Annotated in this window: 11 protein-coding genes, 2 tRNA genes and 1 pseudogene; 6 read left to right on the top strand and 8 right to left on the bottom strand. The window is 72.6% G+C overall.

All coding sequences use genetic code 11. The features are described from left to right. The first annotated feature begins 71 nt into the window (after window positions 1-71). A complete protein-coding gene (locus tag U8525_RS32200; RefSeq protein WP_374270554.1) occupies window positions 72-992 on the top strand; it encodes a class I fructose-bisphosphate aldolase in 921 nt (306 codons plus the stop codon). Window positions 993-1,169: 177 nt separating this feature from the next. After that, window positions 1,170-4,976, top strand: a complete 3,807-nt coding sequence (locus tag U8525_RS32195; protein ID WP_374270553.1) for an ATP-binding protein — start codon at window positions 1,170-1,172, stop codon at window positions 4,974-4,976. A 96-nt stretch (window positions 4,977-5,072) separates the two neighbouring features. On the opposite strand, the gene U8525_RS32190 is transcribed toward U8525_RS32195, so the two are convergent. The 5 genes from U8525_RS32190 to U8525_RS32170 form a co-directional block, all read right to left on the bottom strand. Continuing rightward, window positions 5,073-5,145 (bottom strand) — tRNA-Ala (locus U8525_RS32190). 64 nt (window positions 5,146-5,209) lie between these two features. After that, window positions 5,210-5,608, bottom strand: a complete 399-nt coding sequence (locus U8525_RS32185; protein ID WP_374270552.1) for a hypothetical protein — start codon at window positions 5,606-5,608, stop codon at window positions 5,210-5,212. Window positions 5,609-5,668: 60 nt separating this feature from the next. After that, window positions 5,669-7,048 (bottom strand): RsmB/NOP family class I SAM-dependent RNA methyltransferase, encoded by a 1,380-nt coding sequence (locus tag U8525_RS32180; RefSeq protein WP_374270551.1) that lies wholly within the window; start codon window positions 7,046-7,048, stop codon window positions 5,669-5,671. A gap of 15 nt (window positions 7,049-7,063) precedes the next feature. Continuing rightward, window positions 7,064-7,729, bottom strand: a complete 666-nt coding sequence (locus tag U8525_RS32175; RefSeq protein ID WP_374270550.1) for a response regulator — start codon at window positions 7,727-7,729, stop codon at window positions 7,064-7,066. A gap of 92 nt (window positions 7,730-7,821) precedes the next feature. Beyond that, window positions 7,822-7,907, bottom strand: a tRNA-Leu gene (locus tag U8525_RS32170). A 99-nt stretch (window positions 7,908-8,006) separates the two neighbouring features. On the opposite strand from U8525_RS32170, the gene U8525_RS32165 reads away from it, so the two are divergent. From U8525_RS32165 to U8525_RS32150, 4 genes are all read left to right on the top strand, one after another. Continuing rightward, on the top strand, window positions 8,007-8,753 hold the full coding sequence (locus tag U8525_RS32165) for a tetratricopeptide repeat protein (protein WP_374270549.1): 747 nt from the start codon (window positions 8,007-8,009) through the stop codon (window positions 8,751-8,753). Window positions 8,754-9,317: 564 nt separating this feature from the next. Beyond that, complete coding sequence (locus tag U8525_RS32160; RefSeq protein ID WP_374270548.1) at window positions 9,318-10,274, top strand: diguanylate cyclase; 957 nt, start codon at window positions 9,318-9,320, stop codon at window positions 10,272-10,274. Window positions 10,275-10,300: 26 nt separating this feature from the next. Next, on the top strand, window positions 10,301-12,037 hold the full coding sequence (locus U8525_RS32155; RefSeq protein WP_374270546.1) for a two-component system response regulator: 1,737 nt from the start codon (window positions 10,301-10,303) through the stop codon (window positions 12,035-12,037). Between the two features lie 96 nt (window positions 12,038-12,133). After that, complete coding sequence (locus U8525_RS32150; protein ID WP_374270545.1) at window positions 12,134-13,012, top strand: hypothetical protein; 879 nt, start codon at window positions 12,134-12,136, stop codon at window positions 13,010-13,012. Between the two features lie 166 nt (window positions 13,013-13,178). Here the strand turns inward: U8525_RS32150 and U8525_RS32145 are convergent, their stop codons facing one another. From U8525_RS32145 to U8525_RS32135, 3 genes and pseudogenes are all read right to left on the bottom strand, one after another. After that, window positions 13,179-13,775, bottom strand: a complete 597-nt coding sequence (locus U8525_RS32145; protein WP_374270544.1) for an HdeD family acid-resistance protein — start codon at window positions 13,773-13,775, stop codon at window positions 13,179-13,181. Between the two features lie 168 nt (window positions 13,776-13,943). Further along, complete coding sequence (gene miaA / locus U8525_RS32140) at window positions 13,944-14,855, bottom strand: tRNA (adenosine(37)-N6)-dimethylallyltransferase MiaA (protein WP_374270543.1); 912 nt, start codon at window positions 14,853-14,855, stop codon at window positions 13,944-13,946. A gap of 55 nt (window positions 14,856-14,910) precedes the next feature. Continuing rightward, window positions 14,911-15,224, bottom strand: a pseudogene (locus tag U8525_RS32135) (hypothetical protein); the annotation flags it as partial.

Genomic DNA, 15,224 nt, shown 5'->3' with positions numbered 1-15,224 from the left:
AAGCTTGGTGGGCGCGGGCAAGGACCGCAGAATCCCGCGCCAGTTTCGACGCCTTTCTTCAAGGAAGACCCATGGCCTACACCGACCGCGTCAAGCAGATCCTCTCCTGGTATCCCTCCGACAACCCCGGCACGCTGACGAACCTGGCGCGCCTCCTGAACCACGGCACGCTCGCCGGCACGGGCAAGCTGGTCATCCTGCCGGTGGATCAGGGCTTCGAGCACGGCCCCGCGCGCTCCTTCGGCCCGAACCCCGCCGGGTATGATCCGGACTACCACGCGCAGCTGGCCATCGACTCCGGCTGCAACGCGTACGCGGCGCCGCTGGGCTTCCTGGAGGCCGTCGCGGGGAAGCTGGCCGGTGAGATTCCCCTCATCCTGAAGGTGAACAACTCCGACACGCTGGCGAAGACGGCCGCGCCCATGTCCGCGGTGACGTCGTCCGTGAAGGACGCGGTGCGCCTGGGCTGCGCGGCGGTGGGCTACACCATCTACCCGGGCTCCGCGGCCCGCAACGAGCAGTACGAGGACCTGCGCGACATCATCGCGGAGGCCAAGTCCTACGGCCTGCCCACGGTGCTGTGGGCCTACCCGCGCGGCTCGCTGTCCAAGGAGGGCGAGACGGCCATCGACGTGGTGGCGTACGCGGCGCAGATCAGCGCGCAGCTGGGCGCGCACATCATCAAGGTGAAGCCGCCCACGGACCACCTGGAGCAGGCGGAGGCGAAGAAGGCCTTCGAGAAGGCGAACATCCCCACCAAGACGCTCGCGGACCGCGTGCGCGAGGTGGTGCGCTCCGCGTTCAACGGCAAGCGCATCGTCATCTTCTCCGGCGGCGAGGCGAAGGAGACGTCCGCCCTCCTCGAGGACATCAAGCAGATCCACCAGGGTGGCGGCTTCGGCTCCATCATGGGCCGCAACGCGTTCCAGCGTCCGCACGCCGAGTCGATCAAGCTGCTCAAGGACGTGATGAACATCTTCGCGGGCAAGTAGTCCCTCGCGAGCTGTCACCCGCGGCGTGGCGCCCTGCCCGGCTCGAGGCCGCTTCCGGGCAGCGCGTCACGCCGCACCGTTCCGTCGCCGACGCTGGCGGGCAGCCAGCCCCTGGAGCGGCCGGCTTCCCATGCTCCCTGGCTGGCCGGGGCGGAGCGCCTCGGTTACGCAACCCGGATGAACGAAGGCTTCAGCACGTCCGGCATGGGCGGCGCGGACACACCCGCGCCCGGACCGGACGGCGCCGACCGCGCGACCCAGGAGGTGCTCGCCGGGGGCGGCGAGATGGGCGCCCTGATGCGAGCCATGGACTGGTCCAAGACGCCGCTCGGCCCGGTGTCCTCCTGGCCGCAGTCCCTGCGCACCATCGCCGGCGTGACCCTGAACTCGGGCTTCCCCATGATGGTCTTCTGGGGGCCGGACGCGGTGAAGCTCTACAACGACGCCTACCGGCCCATCCTGGGCAGCAAGCACCCCTACGCCATGGGGCGCGCCGGGCGCGAGGTCTGGACGGAGATCTGGGGGGAGATCGGCCCGTGGGTCGAGCAGGTCCGCCGCGAGGGCCGCGCCGTCATGGCGGAGAACCAGCGCCTCTTCATGGAGCGCAACGGCTTCCTGGAGGAGACCTACTTCACCTTCGCGTACAGCCCGGTGACGGACGAGTCGGGGGCCGTCAACGGCGTGCTCGACACGGTGGTGGAGACCACCAGCCAGGTGCTGGACTCCCGGCGCCTCCGGACGCTCCAGGAGGTGGCGTCCCGCACGGGCGGCAGCCTCCGGGTCGAGGACGCGTGCACCCACGGCATGGCGGCGCTCGCCACCAACCCCGCGGACCTCCCCTTCGCGCTGCTCTACCGCCTCGACGCGGAAGGCACCCGGGCCCGGCTGGAGGGGCGCACGGGGCTGGAGGGGGACGGCGCCTTCTGCCCCGCCGAGGTGGACCTGGGCTCCGACGGGGCGTCCCCCTGGCCCCTGGCGCGGGTGGTCCGCTCCGGCGGCTCGGCGCGGCTCCATGGGCTCGAGGCCCGCTTCGGCCCGCTCCCCTTGCGCGACGGCGTGCCGCAGCCTGACGCCGCGCTCGTCCTCTCGCTGAAGGTCGAGGGCGGGTCGGCCCCGGCGGGGCTGCTCGTGCTGGGCATGTCCCCGCGGCTGCCGGCGGATGCCTCTTACCTGGCGTTCCTGGAGCTGGTCGCTGGCGGGCTGGGCGCCGCCATCGCCGGGGCTCGCGCGCACGAGGACGCCCGGCGGCGCGCGGAGGCCCTGGCGGAGCTGGACCGGGCGAAGACGGCGTTCTTCTCCAACGTCAGCCACGAGCTCCGCACGCCGCTGACGCTGATGCTGGGGCCGCTGGCCGACGTGCTCGCGGATCAGCAACACCCCCTGGAGCCGGGGCACCGCGAGCGGCTGGCCCTCGTGCAGCGCAACAGCCAGCGGCTGCTCAAGCTGGTGAACAGCCTGCTCGACTTCAGCCGGCTGGAGGCGGGCCGGATGCGGGCCACCTTCGAGCCCACGGACCTGGGGCCGCTCACCGCGGGGCTCGCGAGCGCGTTCGACTCGCTGGCGACGCGGGCGGGGCTGCGGCTCCAGGTGGACTGCCCTCCCCTGTCCGCCCCCGTGTGGGTGGACCGCGATCTCTGGGAGAAGATCGTCCTCAACCTCCTCTCCAACGCCTTCAAGTTCACCTTCCACGGCACGCTCACCGTCCGCTTGCGCGAGCACGCGGACCGGGTGGAGCTGTCCGTCAGCGACACGGGCACCGGCATCCCCGCCCACGAGCTGCCCCGCGTCTTCGATCGCTTCCACCGGGTGGAGGGCGCGCGGGGGCGCAGCCATGAAGGCAGCGGCATCGGGTTGGCGCTCGTGCGGGAGCTGGTGGAGCTGCACGGCGGCCGCGTCCGCGTGGAGAGCGTTCCGGAGCAGGGCAGCACCTTCACGGTCTCCCTGCCCACCGGCCATGCGCACCTGCCGGCGGATCAGCTCAAGGCCCCGTCGCGCGACGCCGTCCACGCCCCGAACCCGGAGGTCTTCGTCCAGGAGGCGGCGCAGTGGCTGTCGGCCACGGCGGACGCCTCACCGGCGGCGGTGCCCGTCCCGGAGGCGCCCCGGGGCGCCGTGCTGGGGCACGTGCTCCTCGCGGACGACAACGCGGACATGCGCGACTACGTGCGGCGGTCGCTGGAGGGGCGCTTCACGGTGACGGCGGTGGCGGATGGCCACGCCGCGCTGGAGGCGGCGCGGACGCACCCGCCGGACGTGGTGCTGACGGACGTGATGATGCCGGGCCTGGATGGCTTCGGGCTCCTGCGCGCGCTGAAGGCGGAGCCCCGCACGGCCCACCTCCCCGTCATCCTCCTGTCCGCGCGCGCGGGCGAGGAGGCGAAGGTGGAGGGCCTCACCGCCGGCGCGGACGACTACCTGGTGAAGCCCTTCGGCGTGCGCGAGCTGGTGGCGCGGCTGGAGGGGACGGTGAACGCCGCGCGGGCCCGCGCCCAGCGCGAGGAGCTGCTCGAGGCCCTGAAGCTGTCGGAGACGCGCTACCGGCTGGCCACCCGCGCCACCAAGGACGCCGTCTGGGACCTGGACCTGCGCACCCAGCAGCTGACCTGGAGCGAGGGCATCCACACCCTCTTCGGCTACCCGGTCGACACGGTGCCCCCCGGGCTGGACTGGTGGACGGACGCCGTCCACCCGGAGGACCGCGCGCCGACCGTGGACAGCCTGCACGCCATCATCGACGCGCCCGGCGGCAGCGACTGGCGCGCCGAGTACCGCTTCCGCAAGCACGACGGCACCTACGCCCAGGTGGAGGACCGGGGCTGGGTGGTGCGCGACGCCGCCGGCACGGCGCTGCGCATGGTGGGCGCCATGCAGGACGTCACCCGGCGCAAGGAAGCGGAGGGCCTCCTGCGCCGGAGTGAAGAGGAGTTCCGCACGCTCGCGGAGGCGCTGCCGGAGGCCGTCTTCGTCACCGCCCCGGACGGCGCGGTCACCTACGTGAACGGCGTGCTGACGGAGCAGACCGGCGTGGCCGCGGAGACCCTGCTGGAGCGGGGCTACCGCCGCGTCATCCACCCCGACGACCTCCCCGGCAGCGCCAGGGCCTGGGCGGAGGCGCTGGCGGGCGGCGAGCGCCTCCAGACCGAGCACCGGGTGCGCTACCGGGACGGCCTGTACCGCTGGCACATGGTGCGCGCCATGTCCGTGAAGGACGCGGAGGGCCGGGTGCTCAAGTGGGTGGGCATGTCCATGGACGTCCACGAGCTGCGCCAGGCCCAGGCCCAGCAGCAGCAGCGCGCGGACTTCGAGCAGCAGCTCATCGGCATCGTGAGCCACGACCTGCGCAACCCCGTGAGCGCCATCCTCCTGGGCGCCGCCAGCCTGATACGCCGCGAGGAGCTGGACGAGCGCAGCACCAAGGCCGTCAGCCGGATTCAGACCGCCGCGGAGCGGGCCCACCGGATGATCCGCGACCTGCTGGACTTCACCCAGGCGCGCCTGGGCGGCGGGCTGCGCATCCAGCGCCGCGCGTCGGACGTGCACGAAATCGTGGACGGCGTACTGGAGGAGATCGAGGCCACGCACCCGGACCGCGAGCTCCACCGGCGCCGCGGCGGCAGCGGCCTGGGCGAGTGGGATCCGGACCGCCTGGGGCAGCTGGCCCAGAACCTGGTGACCAACGCGCTGAAGTACAGCCCCCGGGACACCGCCGTCCTCGTGGAGACCTACGGCGAGGACGACGCCGTCACGCTGTCCATCCACAACGCGGGCGCCCCCATCTCCCCGGAGCGGATGGGCCGCCTCTTCCAGCCCCTGCAGCGCGCCAGCGGCGAGGTGGACACCAGCGGCCGGAGCATCGGCCTGGGGCTCTACATCGTGAAACAGCTGGTGGAGGCCCACGGGGGCACCATCACCGTCACGTCCACCGCCGACGCGGGGACCACCTTCACCGTGCGGCTGCCCCGCGGCGTCTCGGCGCTCCCGTAGCGCGGGAGGCGCCGAGCCCGGGGCCTGCGTCCGGCGGAGGCCCGAAAAAGCGAGAGGCCCGCGGGATTTCTCCCGCGGGCCTCTCTGGATTCAGTGTGGAGCTAACCGGGATCGAACCGGTGACCTCTTGAATGCCATTCAAGCGCTCTCCCAGCTGAGCTATAGCCCCTTCTCTGCTGCGTGCTGCCCGGTCCGCCGTGGGGAGCGGTCCGTGCCGTGAGGCGGCGCGACTTCTACGGCTTCTTCGTTCCCGACGCCACAACTTTTTGCGGCTTCGCGACGGTTTTTACCTTCAAACGGTCCGCCACCTCCTCTCCTTCCCGGAGCAGGTCGGTGAGGGACGCGGCATGGTCCGCCGCCGCCTTCTCCGCCGCCGCGATGTTCTGGAGGAACCGGCCGAAGCTGGGGGGCAGCTCCAGCCGGCCCGCCTGGATGGCCTGCCAGACGGCCTCGCCCAGCTCGCGGTGGGTCTGCTCCTTCTTGTCCTTGAGGAAGGCCGCCTTGCCGTTGGCCCGCGCCAGCTCCGTGTTGCGCTCGACGGCCTCGCGCAGCCTGGCCAGCTTGGCCTCGGCCGCCTGGAAGGCCTCGTTGATCTGCCGCATCACTTCGGTCTGCTTCGGATCTGCAGCCACGGCTGTCACCCTCGGGACGGGAGAAGGTCGTTCGTGCGTAACGTGGCGGCTCGCCGACTGTCAACCCGCCTCGCGGACCAGCCGGGCGGCGAAGAAGCCCCCGCCGGGGACCCGGGGCGGCAGGGCGCGCAGGTAGGGGCCATCCACCCCCACCTGGAGCTCCGCGGGCCACCCCTGCCCCACCGGCTCCAGCGCGAAGCCGGGGTGCTTCGCGAGGAAGCCCTCCACCACCGCGTCGTTCTCCTCCGGCAGCACGGAGCACGTGGCGTAGACGATGCGCGCCCCGGGCTTCACCTGGGCGGCCACCTCCGCGAGCAGCGCGGACTGCGTGGCCCTGAACTCGGTGATGGCCTTCGCGGACAGCTTCCACTTCTGATCCGGCTCGCGCGCCAGGGACCCCGTGCCGCTGCACGGCGCGTCCACCAGCACCACGTCCACCGCGCCCAGCGGCACCGGGTGCGGGAACGCCACCTGCCGCAGGCCGAACTCGCGCACCCGGTCGCGCGCGTCCGCGAGCCGCCGCTTGGAGCGGTCCCCCGCGAGCACCTTCCCCTTCGCGCCCACGAGGTCCGCGAGCCCCAGCGTCTTGCCGCCGGCCCCCGCGCACACGTCCGCCACGGTGAGCCCGTCCAGGGTCGCCCCGGGAGGAAGGCACGCCAGGACGATGAGCTGGCTGCCCACGTCCTGCACCTGGAGGCGCCGGGCCTTCATCGTCCGGGACTCGAAGATGCGGTGGCTCGCGTCCGCGACGCGCAGCGCGTCCGGCGCGCAGGGCACCGCCTCCGCCGCCACGCCCTCCTCGGCCAGCGCCGCCAGCACCGCGTCCCGCGTCCCCGGGGGCCGCGCGCGGAAGTGCAGCGCGGGCTCCTCATCCAGCGACGCCATCAGCCCCGCGAGCGTTCCTTCCGGATACACCTGCGCCAGCCGCTGCGAGAGCCAGCCCGGGAACGAGTACCGCGTGGCCAGCCGCTCGACGAGGGCCTCCGCGCCCTCCACCGGAGCGGGCTCCGCGAGCGGCTTCGTCACCAGCCCCTCCAGCACCGCGTCATGCAGCGTGCGCGGGCGCACCGGCCCGGGCAGCTTCACCTCCGGCCCGATGCGCCCCCAGCCCTCGCCGCAGAACAGGCGCCGCCAGAGCGCGTAGCGCACCAGCGCCTGGTCCTCCGAGAGCGTGTGCTTCCCGGGCGAGTGCCCCAGCTGCCGCGCCGCCAGGTCCAACAGCCGCTGGTGCCGGGACAGCTCGCGCGCCGCCAGCGCCGCGAAGCGCCGCTCCTGTCCGCCCAGCCCGTCCGCCTCTCGCAGCGCGGTGGCGAGCGCGGCCTTCAGCGGCTCGCCCTTGAGGACGGAGATGTGCGTCTCCAGCGCCGCGGTGGCCGCGCGCCGGGACGGACGGCCCAGGCGTGACGGCTCATGCGGCGTGGGCCAGAGGGGGATGTCCACGGATGACCTCGTCGCCTAGCCGCGCAGCGGCACGCACACGGCCAGCGCGCCGGCCTGCGTCGTCACCTGGGGCGACGCCCCCTGGGACAGGAAGAGGTAGCACGGCGCGGCGAAGCGCTCGCCGTCCAGCTCCAGGTCCCCCTCCATCAGGAGGATCCCCTGGCCCCACTGCGAACGGTTCCAGGGGAAGGCCGCGCCTGCCCCCAGCCGCACCCACGTCCGGGCGCTGTCCGGCGCCGCTCCGGCACACTTCACCCCGGGTGACACCTCGGTCCACTCCGGGGAGTCCTCGGCCAGGGGTTCCCGGGCCGCGGCGACCACCTGACGCTTGAGCGCGAGGAAGCGCTCCGCCAGGCCCATGATGTCCTCCACCTGGAAGGGCTTGATCAGCAGCGCGTCCGGCTCCGAGGGGTGCAGGACCTGGGCGACCTCGTCCGGCCCGGAGGCGCTGACGATGGCCACCGGGAGCCGCCTGCGGCGCGCGGCCTCCAGGACGCCCCGGCCATCCGCGTGCCCGCCGGCGATGCGCATGTCGGTCATCACCAGCTCGAAGCGGTCCGTCGCCAGGGCGCGCAGCGCTTCGTCGAGGGTGCCCACCGCCTGCACGTCCGCAAGCTCGGCGACCAGCTCCCCCATCCCCTCCCGGAGGCTCGGATCATCCTCGACGAGCAGGACCTTCATCGCGTCTTCCAGCGCGGGGAACAGGGGAGCGCTTTCACGTTCGGGCGGCCCGGAAGGACGGCATCGCGGGCGCCGGGTCTGCGTTTCGAGGATGGCCCTCCCCGGACTCGAACCGGGACGCGGGGTCAGCCGCAGCGGATTTTGAGTCCGCCTCGTCTACCAATTTCGACAGAGGGCCCCTTGGGTGTGAACGAGGCGGCCGAACGTATATCGCGCCTTCGGTCCGTGTGCATCCGAAGATTGCGGTGGTCCACGCACACCGCTAAAGGGGCAGCGCATGTACAACCTCCTCATCTCCCTGGCCATCGGGCTGGCGGTCGGCGTGCTGGTGAAGCTCGCTGGCGGCTTCTCCTGGTGGGCCGGCATCGTCCCCGGCGTCATCGTCTTCTTCGCTGCCTACATCTTGCTCGCCCGCAGGGTCTCCACCCGGGTCCAGGCGCTGATGACGACGGTGCAGAATGATCTCCAGGGCCAGCCCGCCAACCAGAAGGAGGCCCAGGGGCGCGTGGACCGGGCGGTCAAGACGCTGGAGCAGGGGCTCGTCTGGGACAAGTGGCAGTTCCTCATCGGTCCGGAGATCCACGCGCAGATCGGGATGCTGAAGTACATGGTGAAGGACCTGGACGGCGCGAAGCCCCACCTGGAGAAGGCCAGCAGCCGCAACTACATGGCCAAGGCCATGGAGGGCGCCCTGCACTTCCGCCGCAACGACGTGCCCGCCATGAAGGCCTCGTTCGAGGCCGCGGCGAAGAGCGGCAAGAAGGAGTCCATCGTCTGGGCCGTCTACGCGTGGTGCCTCCTGCAGCAGAAGGACAAGGACGGGGCCCAGCGCGTGCTGGCGCGCGGCGTGGAGCAGAACCCCTCCGACGAGAAGCTCAAGGGCAGCCTCGCCCAGTTGCAGAACGACAAGCGCCTGAAGATGAAGCCCTACGAGCCGCTCTGGTGGCAGTTCGGTCTGGAGACGCCACCGATGATGCCGCCCATGGGCGGCGGCCGTCGCGTGCAGTTCACCCAGCGGCGCTGAAGTCCCAGCGAGTTGACGCCCGGGCGCCACCTGACCGGCGCTGGCGTCGTATTTCCGGGCCGCCGCGATCCGGCTTCGCGGCCCGCCCCGCCCCCGTGGATGGCGCCGCTTCCTCGCGCGCGCCTCCGGGGAGCCCCCGACGGATCAGCCGCCCCACCCCGCGTCGGGCGCGGCCTCCGGAGCGGCGTGCGTCCGGCAATTCCTACCGTGCGCCCGGCGCCCACGCTGCAACGTCTTCCGGCCGCCTTGTTGGTTGTTTCGCCGGCCCCCATGCAACCCCCTGAAAAGAGGCCGTCCCGCGAGTGAAGCGCGGGGCACAGGGCTTGCTCTCGTGCAGGGGCACGCGGGCGACCGGGGCGGAAGGCTCCCCAAGCCCCCGCGGAGGCGGACGGGCTTGGCAGCCGGAGGTCTCGGGTGAAGGTTGGATGGATGGGCGGGTGCTTGCAGGACGGGGCGATGGCGGGTGCGCGTGGGGCGCAGGGGCGTGGGGAGCACCTCGAAGGGCGTGGCGCCCGAGACTTTCGGCCTGCCATTTCGGGACAGGCAAGCGGAGTGAACCAGTTCATGGAACGGCACGGCCGCAGCAGTGAGCGCTCGCTCCTGCTGATCATCGAGGACGACGCCGGCGTGCGCGAAGGCCTGATGGACCTGCTCGCCACCCGCTTCGACGTGCTGGCCGCCTCGGACGCGGACGCAGGCGTGGAGCTGGCCCGCGAGCACCGCCCGGACCTGGTGCTGCTGGATCGCTTCCTGCCCTCCGGGGATGGGCTGGCGGTCCTGGAGACGCTCCAGGGCGACGTGCGCACGGAGATGGTGCCGGTCATCTTCCTCACAGGGGACGCGGACGAGGCGACCCTGGAGCGATGCCTGGAGATGGGTGCCGTGGACTTCATCCACAAGCCGGCGAGCTCGCGCGAGCTGCTCGCCCGCATCGACCGCGCGGTGCGCCAGAGCGAGCAGCAGCGCAAGCTCCAGGTGCTGGCGCAGACGGACGCGCTCACGGGGCTGGCGAACTTCCGGGCGCTGTCGGTGCGGCTGGAGGACGAGTTCAAGCGCGCCCAGCGCTACGGCTACGCGCTGAGCGTGGTGGTCATCGACCTGGACCACCTGAAGGCCATCAACGACGGCATGGGCCACGACGTGGGCAACCGCGCCATCCTGGCCCTGGCCACCCTGATGCAGGGCAACCTGCGCGAGTCGGACTTCGCGGCGCGCTTCGGCGGCGACGAGTTCGTCGTGCTCCTGCCGCACCAGACGTCGCTGGAGGCCGCGGTGTTCGCGGAGCGCCTGCGCTCGGAGCTGCGCGGCGTGCACGTGCAGCGCGGTGACGGGCGCCCGGCGCCCTTCGGGTTGAGCATCAGCGTGGGCGTGGCGGACCACACCGCCGACGCGCCGCGCGAGAGCACGGAGGCCTTGCTGAAGGCGGCGGACGCCGCGCTCTACGAGGCCAAGCGGGAGGGGCGCGACCGGGTGGTGGTGTACGGCCGGTCGCTCCACGCTCCGGCGGCACAGCGGCACTGACGGCCGGAAGGGAACGAGGGCGCGCGATGAGCGGGACCAGCAAGCTGGCGAGTGGTTCGAGGGTGGCGATCGTCGGCGGGGGCATCGCCGGGGCGGGGCTCGCGGCCTCCCTGCTCTTCAACGGCCGCGCGCGGGGCGTGGCGCTGGACGTGCGCGTCTACGCGGGCGGCACCGAGGAGCGCACCGCGCCCCCTGCCCTGCTCACGCCGGAGTGCCGCTCGCGGCTCGCGGCGCTGGGCTGCCGGATTCCTCCGGAGTGGCGCGCGCACGAGCTGCGCGGCGTGGAGATCGTCTCCCACGGCGAGCGAGCGCTGCTGCCGTGCGCGGCCGGCGGCCTCTGGGTCGTGGACGGCTGGCCCAAGGGCGAAGGGGGCCTGGACATGGTGAGCCACGTGCTGGCCACGGCGGCCAGCGCGCAGGGCGCCCGGTTCGTGAACCGCCACGTGGAGCGCGTGGAGCGGCAGGCTGCGGCTCCGGACGCGCCCGCGGCGGTGCGCAACGCGGGGCCCCTGGTCGTCCGCGCGCAGGGCAGCGGCGAGCGCTTCCACGCGGTGGCGCTGGCGGCGGGCGCGGGGCCGCTCCTGGGGGACGCGTTCTTCAAGGGCTTCAAGCCGGCGCCGTCCATGCCGGCGGTGCAGGCGCGGCTCCAGGGCGCGATGCCCGGACGGGATCTGGCGCCGGTGGCGCGGCTGTGGGTGGCGCCGCTGCCCTCCGTGGACGCGCTGTTCCTGGTCCCGGGCGCATCGTCCGTGTACGCGCTCGCCTTCGGCGCGGCGGTGACGCCCGCGGACCTGTGCCAGGTGCTGATGATGGCCGCGCGCGACGGCATGCTCGAGGAGGGCTTCGAGGTCACCGCGCTGGAGACGACGCGCCTGCCCTTCGGGCCCGGCCGCACGCTGGTGGCGCCCGGGCAGCTGGCGGTGGGCCCCGCGGCCTTCGGCCACCCGCTGCAGGTGGGCCTGTCGGAGACGCTGGCGTCTTGCAGCCGCGCCGCGGTGGCGCTGCTGGATGGCGGGCTGGACGCGCCGTCGCTGGATCGGCGCTACGTGCGCGACGGGCTGGGCGAGCTGATGGAGGACGCGGCGGCCGGCGCGCGCTCCATCGCGTGGCTGCGCCGCGCGGGAAAGCGGGCCCCGGCGGCGTTCGTCGCGGCGCGGGCGAGGCACTCGGCGTGCGGCGTGTACGGCGGCGGCGTGCTGGGGCTGAGCGCCCCCACCCCGCTGGGCCTGCTGTCCGCGGCGCGCTGGTCCGGCGTGCGCGAGGTGGTGGGCTCGTGGCTGCGCACGCCCATCGAGCCCGTGCCCACGCTGGTGCCGGAGGTGGAGCCGGACCTGTACTACGTGGTGGACGACGACGCGGACACGCGCGAGGCGCTCACGCTGCTGTTGGAGAGCACCGGCGCGCGCGTGGTGGCCTTCGCGGACGAGCTGGCGCTGTTCTGCGCGGTGGCGCGCCGGCCCCCCACCGCCATCCTCCTGGACGTGGTGCTGCACTGGGTGGACGGCCTGCGGCTGTGTGAAGGCCTCAAGCAGCATCCGCTCACCCGCGACACGCGCGTGCTGGTGATGAGCGGCCTCAACCGTCCGCACGTGCGTCAGCGCGCGCTCGACGCGGGCGCGGAGACCTTCCTGCCCAAGCCGGTGAACCCGGATCGCCTCCTCTGCCAGCTCACCGGCCGCGTGCCGGACCCGCTCGACAGGTCGCGCGACGCCCTCCGGCACGCCGTCGTCGAAACATTTGGCGAAGACCGTTTTGCGTCCTGACACCCACCTGCGCGCAACCGCGATCACATAGACGGGATAATCCCTACAAAAGCATGAAGCTTCGCACTTCATGCTCCACAAAAAAGGGAGTCCCTCATGTTCGCCTCGAAGCTGCCGCGTCTCACGCAGACGACGTCCCGGCTGTTCAAGCACGCGCCGGAGGTCAGCCGTTCGTTCTCCACGAAGGTCCCGTCGTCGGAGGAGCTGGCGCTCAAGGTCCGCGCCGAGCAGAACCGGACCCGGTTCCAGCAGCACGACCTCATGAGCGACATCATGAACGCCGAGGATCGGCGTGACGGCGGCAACAACCGGCTCGCGCCGCGCCTGCGGCCGGACGTGGAGCTGACCCGGCGGGACGACTTCCCCTTCAACGAGCTCCAGCCGAAGTACAACACGCCGAAGTCCGCCATCGACCGCGACGGCAGGCTGCAGCCGGTGGACGCGAAGGACCGCACGGTGACGCTGACCGCGCACGTGGACGGCGCGAAGGAGACGAAGGCCCACTCGCCCTTCACGTCCTTCAGCGGCGTGCCCGTGGGCGTGGACGGTCAGGCCACGGAGAAGAAGCTCGTGGACAACCCGAGCTACGGCAAGAGCCGCATCGTCCACAACCCGGCGCAGGACGCGAAGGGCGGGGACGTCTTCGATCAGTTCGACATCCAGCACGACATCCGCACGTCCACGCATCCGGGGCTGGACGAGACAGCCGTCAACCGCACGCAGCCCGGCAAGCCGGTGTGGAAGCCGGAGCCCCACGAGCGGAGGTACATGGCGGACGTCGGTGTGGATCCGACGAAACCCAGCTTCACCTACCGCGAGCGCGCGATGATGAACTCCGCGCGGGATCAGGAGTACCTGGTGCGCGGCCCCATCCACGACTTCACGCTGGAGCAGCAGGATGCGCAGGGCGACCTGAAGCACGTGTCGCGTGATCAGTTCTCCGACCTGTTCGACGCCGCGCACAAGAAGCCGTAGCCGCGTCCGGCGTTGGCCCGGGGCCGACGGGGAGGGGGTGTCCACCCGCGCGGGGTGGACACCTCCTGCCCCCTCTCCCGGGGGCCCTGCCCCGCCTCTCGGAGCTTCACCCACCGCTATCGTTAATTCACTCAAAGTGAACAAGGCCCAGGGCGGCTCCTGGCGCTCACGCCTCCACGCGCCGCAGCCCCCGCCGCAGGGTGAGCGAGCCCGACATCATCGAGATGCCTCGGAAGAAGACGGCGAGCCCCACCAGCGTGCCCACGAGCCACACGGAGGACGCGGGCCACCGGGCCATGACGCTGAACCCCAGGACGAGGGAGATGAGGCCATAGGCCAGGTCCCATCCCCACTGGAAGTAGCGGTCCATGACGGAGGTGATGGTGTGGAACAGGCCGCTGGCGAAGAAGTAGCCGGCGATCAGCAGCGTGAGGGAGGCGAGCCCCGCGGCCGGGTACATGACCGTGAGGATGCCGACCACGGTGGTGAGGACGCCGCCGAGCATGAGGGACCAGAAGGCGCCCTTGCTCTCGTCGCGCGAACGGAAGGCCGCGATGAGCTCCAGGACGCCGCCAATCACCAGCATGGTCCCGACGAAGATGATGGTGACCATGCTGGTGAAGAACGTGGCGCCCAGCAGCACGACGCCCGCGATCGCCGTCAGCAGGCCCAGGATGAAGGGGGCGCCCCACATCGCGGAGGCCCCTCGGGGAGGACGACGGTCCGGACGGGTCTCCGGCACTCGCTCAACGTTCGTTTCCATGGCGTTCTCCACGGTGATGGCTGCCCGGCCCGGGCCCTCGGCCGCCTGGCGGTCCGGGAGGGGACGTGGGGGTAGCGTTCCATGTGGAAGATGGGAGCGCGGCGGGGTGCGAACAATCGGCTCCCGGGGACGAAATGAGGCGGAGCGGCGGGCAGGGGCCTGCGCGGCCTACTGCGCCTGGGAGGCAGGGCAGGCGTAGGGCGGTGCGAGGAACACCGCGCCGGGCTCCTTGCGGAACCACGTGAGCTGCCGCTTGGCGTACCGCCGGGTCTCCTGCGCGGTGTCGGCGATGGCCTCCTCGCGGGTCATCCGGCCCTCCACCACCGCGCGGGCCTGCACGTAGCCGACGCTGCGCATGGGCGCCGCGTCCGCGTAACCCTGCTCCAGCAGGGCTCGCGTCTCCTCCACGAGCCCCCGCGAGAAGAGCGCCTCCGTGCGCGCGTTGATGGCGGCGTAGAGGGCTTCGCGCGGCGGGTCGAGCACGTAGAGCTGGAAGGAATAGCGGTCTGGCGCGAAGGCGTGGGCGCGCCGGAACTCGGATGCGGGCACGCCTGTCTGCGCGTGGATCTCCAGGGCGCGGACGACGCGCACCAGGTCCTGGGTGGGCAGCTTCGCCGCCGTCTCGGGATCCACCTCGGCCAGGCGGCGGTGCACGGCCTCCCTCCCCTGCTCCGCCGCGAGCGCCTCCAGCTCCGCGCGCAGCGCAGGCAGGGCGCCGGGCGCGTCCACCACGCCGTGCAGCAGCACGCGCAGGTACAGGCCGGTGCCGCCGACGACGAACACCGGCCGGCCCCGCGACGCGATGGCCGCGATGGCCGCGTCCGCGCGGCGTTGGTACTCGGCGGCGGAGAAGGGCTCGAGCGGATCCACGCAGGAGAGCAGGTGGTGCGGCACGGCCGCCAGCTCCTCTGCGGAGGGCTTCGCGGTGCCGATGTCGAAGGCGCGGTACACCTGCTGCGAGTCCGCGCTGACGATCTCCCCGCCCGCGGCGCGAGCCCACGCGATGGCCAACGCCGTCTTCCCCGACGCCGTGGGTCCAGCGATCACCGTCAACGGCACCCGCGTCTCAGCCACCAGCATCCGCCTCCCACTCCCGCTGTAACGCAGACGCGAGGCCAGCGCGAGCCCCTCACCGTCAGGTCCGCGCCGCTTCGGTCAGCCGTGCCCGCACGACCTCCGCCGCGCTGGCATCCCGCGCGAACACGAGCCGCGCGGTCTCCACGGACGACAGCAGCCGCCCGGCAGCGCCCACCAGCGCGCCCCGGCCCTCCGGCGTGGGCTCGGGCAACAGGGCGTTCAGCAAGAGCATGCGGGCCACCTCCCCCGCCCCCAGCGCCTCCCACCGCGAGGCCCCGTCCCAGCCCAGCGTGCCCACCGAGACGAGCGTCGCGTCGTCGGTCCGGACCGGCACGTTCCAGGGCGTTCCCGCCACCCGCCCCCCGCCGCCCG

This window comes from Corallococcus sp. RDP092CA (genome assembly GCF_041903675.1).
In the GTDB taxonomy this organism is placed as follows: Bacteria; Myxococcota; Myxococcia; order Myxococcales; family Myxococcaceae; genus Corallococcus.
This window is presented reverse-complemented; position numbering and strand designations above follow the sequence as displayed.

What these genes read in the sequence shown, in the direction of transcription:
- U8525_RS32145 (WP_374270544.1), bottom strand. Translation starts at nt 13,775, where the DNA reads ATGGAAACGAACGTTGAGCGAGTGCCGGAGACCCGTCCGGACCGTCGT.
- U8525_RS32165 (WP_374270549.1), top strand. Translation starts at nt 8,007, where the DNA reads ATGTACAACCTCCTCATCTCCCTGGCCATCGGGCTGGCGGTCGGCGTG.
- U8525_RS32160 (WP_374270548.1), top strand. Translation starts at nt 9,318, where the DNA reads ATGGAACGGCACGGCCGCAGCAGTGAGCGCTCGCTCCTGCTGATCATC.
- miaA (WP_374270543.1), bottom strand. Translation starts at nt 14,855, where the DNA reads ATGCTGGTGGCTGAGACGCGGGTGCCGTTGACGGTGATCGCTGGACCC.
- U8525_RS32150 (WP_374270545.1), top strand. Translation starts at nt 12,134, where the DNA reads ATGTTCGCCTCGAAGCTGCCGCGTCTCACGCAGACGACGTCCCGGCTG.
- U8525_RS32195 (WP_374270553.1), top strand. Translation starts at nt 1,170, where the DNA reads ATGAACGAAGGCTTCAGCACGTCCGGCATGGGCGGCGCGGACACACCC.
- U8525_RS32175 (WP_374270550.1), bottom strand. Translation starts at nt 7,729, where the DNA reads ATGAAGGTCCTGCTCGTCGAGGATGATCCGAGCCTCCGGGAGGGGATG.
- U8525_RS32155 (WP_374270546.1), top strand. Translation starts at nt 10,301, where the DNA reads ATGAGCGGGACCAGCAAGCTGGCGAGTGGTTCGAGGGTGGCGATCGTC.
- U8525_RS32200 (WP_374270554.1), top strand. Translation starts at nt 72, where the DNA reads ATGGCCTACACCGACCGCGTCAAGCAGATCCTCTCCTGGTATCCCTCC.